Below are 12,551 nucleotides of genomic sequence, written 5' to 3'. Positions count from 1 at the left end.
CCCGAAAGGTAACGATTCATGGAACGGTGCTTCGCAGGCCGTTCTTTTTGAAGATAGATAGCAGTGTCAGGCATTCTAATTGGTTCACATAAAGGAGAGGTACCGCTTGGCTAACGAAAGTATAATCATCAAGGGCGCGAGGGCCCATAACCTCAAGAACATCGATGTTACGATTCCGCGTGACCGCTTCGTCGTGCTGACCGGGCTGAGCGGATCGGGCAAATCCTCCCTGGCCTTCGACACCATCTATGCCGAAGGTCAACGCCGCTATGTTGAATCGCTGTCGGCATACGCCCGCCAGTTCCTGGGCCAGATGGAGAAGCCGGATGTCGATTCGATTGACGGCCTCTCTCCGGCCATCTCCATTGACCAGAAGACAACCAGCCGCAACCCGCGTTCGACCGTAGGTACGGTTACCGAAATCTACGATTATCTGCGACTTCTGTTTGCCCGGGTGGGCCATCCTCATTGCCCGGATCACGGGATTGAGATTACCTCGCAGACCGTGGAGCAGATGGTCGACCGGATTATGCAGTACCCCGAGAAGACCCGGCTGCAGATTCTGGCTCCGGTTATTTCCGGCCGCAAGGGCGAGCATAAAGGCTTGTTCACGGATATCTCGAAGCAAGGCTTCGTCCGCGTACGGGTAGATGGGGAACTGCGCGAGGTTACAGAAGATATTGTACTGGAGAAGAACAAGAAGCATACGATTGAAGTTGTCGTTGACCGGATCGTGATTAAGGATGATATTGAGACCCGTCTGACCGATTCCCTGGAGACCGCGCTGAAGCTGTCAGGCGGACAGATTCTAGTCGATGTGATGGGCCAGGAGGAGCTGTTGTTCAGTGCAAGCTTCGCCTGTCCGGTCTGCGGGTTCAGCATCGAAGAGCTTGCACCGCGCATGTTCTCCTTCAACAGCCCGTTCGGTGCCTGCCCGGAATGTGACGGGCTCGGGATGAACATGGTGGTTGACCCGGATCTGCTGATCCCGGACATGGAGAAGTCCATCGAGGATGGGGCCTTCCTGGCCTGGACAGGCAGTACCTCGAATTACTATCCGCAATTCCTGAAATCCGTGTGCGAGCATTTTAAGATCCCGCAGAATGTGCCGGTCAGCAGCCTGACCCAGGAGCAGATGAACAAGCTGCTGTACGGAACAGGCAGCGAGAAGATCCGGTTCCGGTACGAGAATGACTTCGGCCAGCGCAAGGATGCACTCGTGGCGTTCGAGGGGATCATTCCGAACCTGGAGCGCCGTTACCGCGATACGGCCTCCGAAGGCATCCGCGAGTTCATTGAAGGCTTCATGAGCGCCAAGCCCTGCCATTCATGCAAAGGCAAGCGCCTCAAGAAGGAGATTCTGGCAGTAACCATTAACGAGCGGAATATCTCCGATGTGACAGACTTCTCCATTGGCGATTGTCTTGAATTCTTCAGCAGTCTTGCCTTGAGCGAGAAGGAGACGGCGATTGCCCATCTGATCCTGAAGGAGATTAGCAGCCGGCTCGGGTTCCTCGTGAATGTGGGACTGAATTATCTGACGCTCAGCCGCGCAGCCGGGTCACTGTCCGGCGGGGAAGCCCAGCGGATCAGGCTGGCGACCCAGATCGGCTCCAGCCTGATGGGCGTCCTGTACATTCTGGACGAGCCGAGCATCGGGCTGCACCAGCGCGACAATGACCGGCTGATCTCGACACTGGCTCATATGCGCGATCTGGGCAATACACTCATCGTCGTAGAGCATGATGAGGACACGATGATGGCGGCCGACTATATCATTGACATCGGACCGGGCGCCGGGAAGCACGGCGGTCAGGTGATTGCCCAAGGGACGCCGCAGGAGATCATGAAGGACCCGGCCTCGCTTACAGGGGAGTACTTGAGCGGTCGCAAGTTCATCCCGGTTACCTCTAAGCGGCGGCCTACCGACAGTGAACGCTGGATCGAGATCCGCGGAGCCAAAGAGAACAACCTGAAGAACGTGAACGTCAAGATTCCGCTCGGCGTCTTTACCGCAGTAACCGGTGTATCCGGCTCCGGCAAATCGTCCCTGATCAACGAGATTCTGTACAAGAGCCTGGCCCGCCAGCTCAACAAGGCGGTTAAGGTCCGTCCGGGCCTGCACAAGGAAATTCGCGGCCTGGAGAATCTGGACAAGGTCATTGAGATTGACCAGTCGCCAATCGGGCGTACTCCGCGCTCGAATCCGGCTACGTATACCGGCGTATTCGACGATATCCGCGACCTGTTCTCCAAGACCAACGAGGCCAAGGTGCGCGGCTTCCAGAAGGGGCGCTTCAGCTTCAATGTGAAGGGCGGGCGCTGTGAGGCCTGCCGCGGGGACGGTATCATCAAAATCGAGATGCACTTCCTGCCGGATGTGTACGTGCCTTGTGAAGTCTGCAAGGGCAAGCGTTATAACCGCGAGACGCTGGAAGTGAAATACAAAGGTAAGAACATCTCAGATGTGCTGGAGATGACTGTAGAGGACGCGACCGAATTCTTCAAGAATATCCCGCGCATCCACCGCAAAATGCAGACCCTGCTCGATGTAGGCCTCGGCTACATCAACATCGGCCAGCCGGGAACGACCTTGTCCGGCGGCGAAGCGCAGCGCGTGAAGCTGGCCTCCGAGCTGTACCGCCGCAGCACCGGCAAGACCCTGTACATCCTGGACGAGCCGACCACCGGTCTGCATGTAGATGACATCGGCCGTCTGCTGGAGGTACTGCACCGTCTGGTCGATTCCGGCGAATCCGTCCTCGTCATCGAGCATAACCTCGATGTCATCAAGACGGCGGACTACCTCATTGATATGGGTCCGGAAGGCGGCAGCGGCGGTGGCACCGTCCTGGCTACCGGAACGCCGGAGAAGCTGATTACCGTCGAGGAATCCTACACCGGACGTTACCTGAAGCCCATCCTGCTCCGCGATACGGAACGAACGCAGGCGCTGGAGCTTCAGCCTTCGGAGACCGTGTAGACAAAGTAAAAGAAGTAAACCCCCATGCCCGTCCGGACGGAGCTTGGGGGTATTTTTGTTAAAGGAATGATGACTTTCGTCTGCTGTGGGCCAAATGTATGCGGAAAACCGATTACATTGGGCAGCGCAAAGGCACGTAAGTCAAGTGTATGAGGCATAGGGCTCCAAAATCGTTCACCCGTTCTACAGCTCGCTGCGGATACCTAGAATAATTTTGAATCGGCTAGCCGGTTTTAGCGTTTTTTTGAAGCCGTCCTGTGAATCCATAATCCACACTGTCTTTCTGAGCCAGACTCGTACGTACAAGGAGCGGAATTTAACGGGGCGAACCACTCCTTTTAATTCAACTTCTGTACCATCCGGCTGTTCAAATTCCGTTCGTACCAGCCACCTGTTTCCGATTCCGAATTCGATGTATTTCAAGCGGGAGTCACCGTTCTTTCTACATAATCATTTTTATGGACAGGTAAGCGCTTAGACATATAATGCAGGCTTTGCTAATAGGTATGAGTAAGCTCAAATACCTTTGCAAAAGGAGATCGTATAATGACAAAGCGTGCATTAATTACGGGAATTACAGGACAAGATGGATCATATTTGGCAGAGCTTTTATTGTCTAAAGGATATAAAGTATTTGGTCTGCGCCGTAGAACAAGTATACCAATTATGGATAACATCAAGCATCTCAAGGATGAGATAGAATTTATTGAAGGCGATTTGCTGGATATAGGTTCTTTGATGAGAGCAGTGAGTATCTCCGATCCGGATGAGGTCTATAACTTGGCGGCCCAATCTTTCGTAGCCACCTCATGGGTTCAACCTGTTGCCACGGCTCAGGCTACGGGAATGGGCGTTACCAATTTGCTTGAGGCGGTTCGTCTGACTAAACCGGAGGCGAGATTTTATCAGGCCTCAAGCAGTGAAATGTTCGGTAAGGTAGTAGAGACCCCGCAGAAAGAAACGACCCCTTTTTATCCACGAAGTCCATATGGTGTTGCTAAAGTTTATGGACACTGGATTACTGTTAACTATAGAGAGAGCTATAACATGTTTGCTTGCTCCGGGATTTTGTTCAACCATGAATCTCCGCGCCGTGGCATTGAATTTGTAACCCGTAAAGTGTCGGATGCCGTTGCCAGAATTAAGCTGGGTCTGCAATCAGAGCTCCGGATGGGGAATCTGGATGCCAAAAGAGACTGGGGCTTTGCAGGCGATTATGTAAAAGCAATGTGGCTGATGCTTCAGCAGGATACAGCGGATGATTTCGTCATCTCTACGGCTGAGACACATTCAATTGAAGAGCTTGTAAATATCGCATTTAGTCATGTAGGATTGAATTGGAAGGATTATGTTGTAGTGGATCAGCAGTTTGTTAGACCTGCCGAAGTGGATCTGTTGCTAGGGGATAGCACCAAAGCCCGGGAGAAGCTCGGCTGGAAACGTGAGGTTAATTTTGAGCAACTGGTCAAGATGATGGTGGATAGTGATTTGGCGCTTATCCAGTCCAATAAGTCCACAAAGCCCACCCTGTCCACTCAGGCATAACTGCAGCATGTCCGCCGTATGATTCAATGAAGAAGGTTTTGGGTTGATCAGGCTCCTTGATAACTGCACATAGCAGGATGAGTCAATGATAAATCTCTCTCAAATACATCTGATTTTAGCGTTCAGGAAAAATTTTTGTGACAAATGGCCTGTTTTTCGAACATTTCTATTGCGTGACGGAAATGGTAACGATAACATAGAAGGTGATATGGAGCAGAGGAACTTGCTTGATAACACTTTCTGGGAGGGATGGCCATGCTGCTTGCAGAAGCTGCCGCGTCAGTACCGTCTAAATTTCATACCTTCGATGTGTTTATGATTCTATTTACGATCCTGATCCTGGTCGGCGTGGTCCGGCTGCTGAAGTCGCCGCAGAAGAACAAATTTGCGATTGGTTTCGGCGTGGTAAGCCTGCTGGTGTTTGTAGTCTCCGATTATGCAATGATTATGAACTGGTTCAGCTAAGCAAGACACACAACCTCAGATGCAAGCTCATCCTAAAGACACCTTTATCCGCCGCCGGCGATCCTAAAGGCGTCTTTTTTTGAAGATTATAGCAGAAGAAAAAGGGGAAGGGCGATGGAGATGAGGAGAAGAGGATCGGCCCGGAGCAGGCTTGTGTTGCCGGGTATATTGGTGCTGTTGTTAGGGTTCGCGGACACGCCAAGTGTGGTGCAGGGAGCCGCCGCCCAAGAGGCGAAGGCAGTCTTCGCAGGTCAAGACTCATCTATGGTTGTGAATGTAATGAACGCTGGACAAGCTGCACAAGCCCGGCCCGTGAAGGATAAGCCGGTCAAGCCCGCAGCAGACCCGGTTCCCCAGATTATCCGCACGGTCTCGCCGTCTGTGGTTGGTATTATCGGCAAAAATGGCGGTGAAACAGGCGGACCGGATGACCGGTACAACCTGACCCACGGCTCCGGTATTATTGTCAGAGCGGACGGGTGGATTATGACCAATGCCCATGTGATGGCCGGGCTTACGAATGCGGTCGTGGTCACCTCGGACGGGACAAGCTATAACATCACAGATACATACATGGACGAGTTCAGCGATCTCGCGCTGGTCCGCATCAAAGCCAAATCGCTGAAGCCCGTAACCTTCGCCCGCAGTGCGGCAGAGCTTCAGGTAGGCGAGAAGGTCATTGCGATTGGAACGCCGATTTCTTTTTCTCTAAGGAATTCAGCGACGGTGGGGGTAATCAGCGGTCTCAACCGTTCGGTGGAGGCGGCGTACCGGCTGATTCAGAGTGATACAGCGATCAATCCCGGCAACAGCGGCGGGCCGCTGGTCAGCATGAAGGGCGAGGTGCTGGGGATCAACAGCCTGAAATTCGCGGCGGTGGGCGTGGAGAATATGGGCTTTTCGATACCCGCAGAGACGGTGAAGTATATTATGAATCAGCTGCTTGCGTACGGCGAGGTCCGGCGCCCGAGTCTCGGGGTGGAGCTGGAGGAGAGCTGGCCCGCGATTGTCGGACTGCCTGGGCAGGAACCGCTGACGGTCACCAAGGTACTTACGGCAGATGCGCGCAAAGCGGGAATTGTTGCGGGAGATGCGCTGTATTCTATTGACGGTCACAGAGTCACTGCTTTAGTGGATGTGAATGAGCTGTTCAAGCGGTACAAGCCGGGTGCCAAGGTCAAGCTGCTGATGCAGAGTGACGGCGATATTGTGATCAGAAGCCTCGTCCTCGGCCAGGGTGATCCGCTGATTAGTTCTGCGGGAATGGAGGAGGATACGGATGACCAGACGAAAGAATAAGGGCACGGCAGGCAAAGTTTTTGCGGGAATGAGACCCGCGCGGCGGCGCGGAATGTCTATTCTTTTGGCTATATTGCTGCTGTTGACCCTGCTTCCGGCGGGAAGTGTCTATGCGGCAGAGCAGTCGCTGCTGGAGCTGAAGGTACAGGTTGGCAGCACGTCAGCGGTAATCAACGGGAAGCCGGTGGTTATTCAGAGGCCTTTTACAGACAATGGGACGGTGATGGTACCGCTGGGGATTTTCAAAAAAGCCTTCGGCAGCACCGTCTCCCTGGAAGCGAATGACGTGGTGAAAATCATGTACGGCCCGCATACGGGAGCCTTGACGATCGGCAGCACGACCGCTTGGAAGGACGGCGTCAAAATCAAGCTTGCTGCGCCCCCGCGCATGGTATCCGGTGTCTTGATGGTACCACTGCGGTTTGTGTCCGGCGTACTGGGTGCGCGGATTATGCCGGAGTCAGGCGGTGGGCTGAGGGTAACGCTGGCTCCTGCGGCGACAGAGACAAGTGCTGCCGTACAGAGCGGGATCGACAGTGATGCAGGCAAAACCCGGATAGGCAACAGTTATCTGCAGTGGAGCATGAACTATCCTGCCGGACTGGTGAGCGGAGACAGCGGCGGGGATGAGAGCGTGGCGACTTTTACGAGTGCGGAGAAAGGGTATTATCTGGAGGTCCACGCTTCACCGTCTGCAACTCCGCTAGATGCTGAGGGGTTGCTGGAGAATCTGGTCCGCTCCTCGGAGGGAGGCGGGGAGACGGTACTGGACCGTGAGGCTGTGCCGGGGGCTAAGACCCCGTATGCCCGGATTGTCAGCAAGGATTCGAGCGGTGCGCTGTGGGAGGGCAGGCAATATTATGCCGGCGGCCGGCTGTACGAGATCTATCTAACGGATGACAATGCAGCGAATTATAAGGATCTGGCAAAATATGCGGCGCTGCTGAACTCCTTTCAGCCTGCTTTTGACACGGCCGACCGCAGTCTACGCGACCTCACTGCCGTCCGTGGCGGGCTGCGCGAAGGCTACAACGATGATTACGGTATTGCCCTGAAGGTTCCCGCCAGTTGGAGTGCGGATGACCAGCAGCTCTATTATGCGGACAATCGGGGAAGCTATCTGCGTGTCAAGGTCAGCTCAGCCCCTAGCGGCTCTACGCTGGCAAGCTGGAATCAGGAGCTGCAGTCGCTGCTGCGGGACACCTATGTGGCTGAGGCCTACAATCTGAAGGAGAGTAGAACGGAGAAGGTCTCCGGGGAACCGGCGATGATCAATGAGCTCGGATTGAACCCCGGGAATGGTTGGAGTACGGAATATCAGGTTTTGCTGCTGAAGAACGGTTACCGCTATTATTTTGAATATGTTGCAGCTCCCGGAGAGACCGGTGTCCAGGCACAGTTCGCCGAGGTGTTGAAGTCAATCGATATTGATTTTGCCCAGACGAAGAATAACTTTGGGCGTCTGGCCACAGAGGAATACTCCCTGCTGAACCAGAAATCGGTTACCAGAACCTCCAGGACTTACGGCTACAGAATTGCTATCCCGCAGCTATGGACAGTCCAGCAGGAGCTTGCCGACGGACAAAGTGCAGACTACCGCTTCGCCGGCGGCCGCTTCCAGATCTCTGCCAGCCCGGACATTACGTCCGAATATGCGGTCAGCCAGCTGCAGAGCTATTACTTGAACGCCAAGCAAGACCCTGCCCGTCCGCTGATCACAAGCACTAGAGAAACTATCTTTGCCGGTGTGCCAGCTACTGAGCTTACGGTGCAGCAGGTCCGGAGCGGCATTCCCATGACCACCGGGATCATCGTATTCAGCAAAAATGAAGTGACCTACACGCTCACCGCCACTCTGAATACGGCTAATGCTACCCCTGCACAGCAGGCTGTGCTGGAGCGGGTGCTGGGGTCGTTTGGGTGGGTGGGGGAGTAGAATTCTCCACATGTAAAAACACCGTCCCAGGCTGCAGATCATCCGGGACGGTGTTTGCTTCTTTCAGTATGCAATTTAATAGACGAAATTATGCTGGACATCCTTTAACAGCGGAGCTTGTTCATCCTTAGCAGACAGAACAGGGGTAACGTCGATCGGCCATTCAATGGCGATGTCAGGGTCATTCCACAGAATTCCGCCGTCACATTCAGGCGCATACAACTCATCGCATTTGTATTGCACCTCGACATCCTCCGTCAGTGTCATGAAGCCGTGGGCGAACCCTTTGGGGATGAGCAGCTGCTTTTTGTTCTCAGCAGTCAGCTCAATGCCGAACCACTTGCCGTAAGAAGGACTGCCTTGACGGATATCAACTGCCACATCAAAGATTGATCCGCGTGTGCAACGCACAAGCTTGGTCTGCGCCTTAGGGTTTAGCTGGAAGTGAAGCCCGCGCAAAGTGCCTTTTACTGCCGAATAGGATTGATTGTCCTGAACGAACTGATAACGCAGATTGTGCTCATGGAATTTAGCTTCGCTGTAGGTTTCCATGAACCAGCCGCGGTGATCCCCGAAGACGGCGGGTTCAACGACGAGAACATCTTCCAGATGGGTTTTGACAAACTTCATCGTATCCACTCTTTCTATGGTTTAGAATTGAATTTTACCTGTAGCAACCTTGATTAAGTATTGGCCGTATCCGGTCTTGCTCAGCTTATGTCCGCATTCCAGCAGATGTTCCTTGGTGATCCAACCGTTCACATAAGCGATTTCCTCCGGTGCAGAAATCTTAATGCCCTGATGGTCTTCAATCGTTCTGACGAAGTTGGTGGCATCGACCAGACTCTGGTGGGTTCCGGTATCAAGCCAGGTGAAGCCGCGTCCAAGCAAGGCAACATCAAGCTCGCCCAGCTTCAGGTAGGCTTCGTTAATCGAAGTGATCTCCAGCTCGCCCCGGTGTGAAGGTTTGACTTCCTTAGCCATTGAGACCACCCGGTTATCATAGAAATACAGGCCGGTAATTGCATAATTGGATTTCGGCTGCTCCGGCTTCTCTTCCACGCTTAGCACCTTGCCGTTTCCATCGAATTCAACCACACCAAAGCGTTCAGGGTCAGGCACATGATAGCCGAACACGGTTGCTCCGCTTGTTTTGGCTGCTGCCTGCTTCAGGATTTTGGTCATGCCGTTGCCGTAATATATATTATCTCCGAGCACCATGGCTACAGAGTCTTCCCCGATGAATTCTTCTCCAAGGATAAAAGCCTGCGCCAGCCCGTCCGGACTTGGCTGGACCATATACTGGAGCGAGATTCCAAACTGCGAGCCATCGCCGAGTAAATTTTCAAAGCGTGGTGTATCTTCGGCGGTAGAGATGATGAGAATCTCTTTGATACCTGCCAGCATCAGTGTGGACAGCGGATAATAAATCATGGGTTTGTCGTAGACCGGCAGCAGCTGTTTGCTGGTCACCATTGTGAGAGGATATAACCGGGTGCCGCTTCCTCCCGCAAGAATTATGCCTTTCATAACTGCTTCAACTCTCCTTTTGCAAAATATAAATTTTGGGAACCGTGAGATCTTTTGCGTATTTATTCTTGTCTATTCATATTCTACGCTGGTTATTCTACGTTTGTCTATTAAACCAAAGGTATATGCTTATCTTACGATGACCCGGAGCGGAAAACAAAATCCAAGTGTTTCTATTTTGCTGGCAGATGGCTATGATATTTGATACAATTGATAAGTTAAAGAGAAGACAAGCACCGCCGGTCAGGCGGTTTTAGGAGGATATAAATGAAAGAGCAACACATACGCAGAGAAGACGTGGAGCTGCTGGCTCCGGCGGGAGACTGGGACTGCATGCGTGCAGCGGTGGCGAACGGGGCGGATGCGGTCTTTTTTGGCGTAGAGAAGTTCAATGCACGGGCCAGAGCGAACAACTTCCGGATGGACGAGCTGCCGGAGATTATGGCTTTTCTGCACAGCTATGGAGTGAAGGGGTTCCTGACCTTTAATATACTGGTGTTTGAAAATGAATTAGCTGAGGCGAAGGAACTGATTGATGCCTGCGTGGATGCGGGCGTGGATGCCGTAATCGTGCAGGACCTGGGGCTGGTGCAGTTGATCCGCGAGATCTCGCCGGACTTCCCGATTCACGGTTCGACACAGATGACGATTACTTCGCCGGAAGCGGTGGAATTCACGAAGCCGTGGGGGCTGGAGCGTGTCGTTCTGGGCCGGGAAAATAATCTGAAGCAAATCCGTACGATTGGCGAGCAAGCCCGCCTGCCGATGGAGGTGTTCGTGCATGGTGCGCTGTGTGTATCCTATTCGGGCCAGTGTCTTACTTCCGAAATGTGGGGCGGACGTTCCGCCAACCGTGGGGAATGCGCCCAGGCCTGCCGGCTGCCTTATGACCTGATGATCGACGGTGAAGTGAAGCCGATGGGGGATGTGACCTATCTGCTGTCGCCGAAGGATCTGGCGGCGATTGACCTGATGCCTGAGCTGATCGAAGCGGGGGTAACCTCCTTCAAAATCGAGGGCCGGCTCAAAAGCCCTGAGTACGTAGCCAACGTGGTGAGTAAGTACCGGAAGTCGATTGATAAGTATTTTGACGGCAACTGGACGCCGACTTCCAAGGAAGATCGGCGTGAGCTGCAGCAGAGCTTCTCGCGGGGCTTCACCCACGGGTTCCTGGAGGGCACGAACAATAAGAAGCTGGTCGACGGAACCTTCCCGAAAAGCCGCGGAGTGTACCTGGGCACCGTTGAGCAGATTCTGCGTGACGGCGTAGTCTGCCGCATCCATGCGCCGCTAAAGCGCGGGGATGGCATTGTGTTCGATGCGGGAGACCCAACGAAGAAGGAAGAAGGCGGCCGCGTCTACGACCTGCGCCGCAAGGGTGTCAAGCTGGAGGGTGAGGCTGGCGAAGGCTGGATCATCGACATCGTGCCGGGCCGCAGTGACGTGGACCTGCGCCGTCTGCATGTTGGCGACCGCATCTGGAAGACGAACGATCCGGCGCTCGACAAGGCGCTGCGCCAGTCGTATGAGACCGAGAAGCCGTACCGGGTCTTCCCGGTACATGTGAGAGTACAAGGCTGCGCTGGCGAGAAGCTGACGACCTGGTGGACGGACGTTCAGAAGAACGTGACAGTCCGTGTGGACTCGGAGCTTGAGCTTGCGCCAGCGCTCAAGCGTCCGATGGATACCGCGCTGCTGGAAGAGCAATTCGGCCGCCTGGGCGGAACCCTGTTCCAGCTGGAAGCGCTGGAGTCGCATCTGCAAGGCGACGTGATCGTGCCCATGCGCGAGCTGAACAGCATCCGCCGCCAGGCGGTGGAGCTGCTTGCGGGCGAGCGCCCGAAGCCTCCCGTGTACGTGAAACGGGAGGTTGAGGTCTACGGCGCTTCCCGCAGGGGCGCCGCAGCGGTTGTGGGCAGCGGTGAAGCGGAGCTCACCGCGCTGTGCCGCAGCCTGCCGCAGGTGCAGGCTGCGCTCGAAGCGGGCGTAACGAGCATCTACGCTGACTTCGAGTTCATCAAGCAGTTCCCGGCGGCTGTAGACGCTGTACGGGCTGCAGGAGCCAGCATCGCGCTGGCCACCCCGCGCATCCATATGCCCAGCGAGAACGGCTACCATGCCAACATCCTGCGCCTGCAGCCGGATGCTGTGCTGGTGCGCAACACCGGTGCGCTGTATTATTACCTGCGTCACCGGCAGGAGCACCCGGAGGCTGCGCATCCCCGGCTGATCGGCGATTTCTCGCTGAACATCGCCAACCACCGGGCCGTGAACCTGTTCCTGGACGCCGGCCTTGACAAGGTGACGCCGTCATATGACCTGAACATCCAGCAGATGGTCGATCTGCTGGGGCACAGCGACACCTCCCGTATGGAGGTTGTTATCCACCAGCATCTCCCGATGTTCCATACGGAGCACTGTGTCTACTGTACCTTCATGAGCGAAGGCACAGATTACACGAACTGCGGCCGTCCGTGCGAGGAGCAGCGTGCCTCCCTGCAGGACCGCATCGGCATGTCCCATCCCGTCCGGGTGGATGAAGGCTGCCGCAATACGGTTTATAACGCTGTTGAGCAGTCCGGTGCCGAGTATTTGAATCATTTCCGCGAGCTGGGAGTATCCTCCTTCCGTGTAGAGTTCCTGGAGGAGACGCCGGAGCAGGTGGCAGAGGTTATTAGCCTTTACAGCCGTGCACTACGTGGCGAGATCTCCGGCACCCAGGTCTGGAAAAGCCTGAAGGCCACCAACCAGTTAGGCGTTACACGCGGACAGCTGGTGAATGCGAAGTAAGTG

Annotated in this window: 9 protein-coding genes; 6 read left to right on the top strand and 3 right to left on the bottom strand. The window is 54.6% G+C overall.

The window, feature by feature from the left end:
- Positions 1-106: 106 nt before the first annotated feature.
- Entirely contained in the window at positions 107-2,983 is a 2,877-nt protein-coding gene (gene uvrA / locus K1558_RS08565; protein ID WP_238651049.1) for an excinuclease ABC subunit UvrA, read from the top strand.
- A 183-nt stretch (positions 2,984-3,166) separates the two neighbouring features.
- Here uvrA and K1558_RS08560 read toward each other — a convergent pair whose 3' ends face one another.
- Positions 3,167-3,406, bottom strand: coding sequence for a DUF3977 family protein (locus K1558_RS08560; RefSeq protein ID WP_238651048.1), 240 nt, complete (start codon positions 3,404-3,406; stop codon positions 3,167-3,169).
- Between the two features lie 123 nt (positions 3,407-3,529).
- Here K1558_RS08560 and gmd point away from each other — a divergent pair, with 123 nt between their 5' ends.
- The 4 genes from gmd (at position 3,530) to K1558_RS08540 (ending at position 8,228) form a co-directional block, all read left to right on the top strand.
- The gene (gene gmd / locus K1558_RS08555) at positions 3,530-4,528 is read left to right on the top strand and encodes a GDP-mannose 4,6-dehydratase (RefSeq protein WP_238651047.1); all 999 of its coding nucleotides are present in this window, start codon (positions 3,530-3,532) and stop codon (positions 4,526-4,528) included.
- Positions 4,529-4,783: 255 nt separating this feature from the next.
- Positions 4,784-4,993 carry a DUF2759 family protein gene (locus K1558_RS08550; RefSeq protein ID WP_238651046.1) on the top strand — a complete coding sequence of 70 codons (210 nt, stop codon included), beginning with the start codon at positions 4,784-4,786 and terminating at the stop codon, positions 4,991-4,993.
- Between the two features lie 120 nt (positions 4,994-5,113).
- Positions 5,114-6,292 carry a S1C family serine protease gene (locus tag K1558_RS08545; RefSeq protein WP_420800427.1) on the top strand — a complete coding sequence of 393 codons (1,179 nt, stop codon included), beginning with the start codon at positions 5,114-5,116 and terminating at the stop codon, positions 6,290-6,292.
- Positions 6,273-8,228: a copper amine oxidase N-terminal domain-containing protein gene (locus K1558_RS08540; protein WP_238651044.1), complete on the top strand. Its 1,956-nt coding sequence runs from the start codon at positions 6,273-6,275 to the stop codon at positions 8,226-8,228. The genes K1558_RS08545 and K1558_RS08540 overlap by 20 nt, the downstream gene beginning before the upstream one ends.
- 75 nt (positions 8,229-8,303) lie before the next feature.
- Here K1558_RS08540 and rfbC read toward each other — a convergent pair whose 3' ends face one another.
- Both rfbC and rfbA read right to left on the bottom strand, forming a co-directional pair.
- Positions 8,304-8,858 carry a dTDP-4-dehydrorhamnose 3,5-epimerase gene (gene rfbC, locus K1558_RS08535; RefSeq protein WP_238651042.1) on the bottom strand — a complete coding sequence of 185 codons (555 nt, stop codon included), beginning with the start codon at positions 8,856-8,858 and terminating at the stop codon, positions 8,304-8,306.
- 21 nt (positions 8,859-8,879) lie between these two features.
- Positions 8,880-9,758 carry a glucose-1-phosphate thymidylyltransferase RfbA gene (gene rfbA / locus K1558_RS08530; protein WP_238651041.1) on the bottom strand — a complete coding sequence of 293 codons (879 nt, stop codon included), beginning with the start codon at positions 9,756-9,758 and terminating at the stop codon, positions 8,880-8,882.
- A gap of 267 nt (positions 9,759-10,025) precedes the next feature.
- Between rfbA and K1558_RS08525 the strand changes: the two genes are divergently transcribed.
- Entirely contained in the window at positions 10,026-12,548 is a 2,523-nt protein-coding gene (locus tag K1558_RS08525; protein WP_238651040.1) for a U32 family peptidase, read from the top strand.
- Positions 12,549-12,551 lie beyond the last annotated feature (3 nt).

This window comes from Paenibacillus piscarius (genome assembly GCF_022234545.1).
GTDB classification, from domain to species: Bacteria; Bacillota; Bacilli; order Paenibacillales; family Paenibacillaceae; genus Paenibacillus_AQ; species Paenibacillus_AQ piscarius.
Note: the sequence above shows the minus strand (reverse complement) of the source record. Positions and strands in the feature narration are given on the sequence as shown.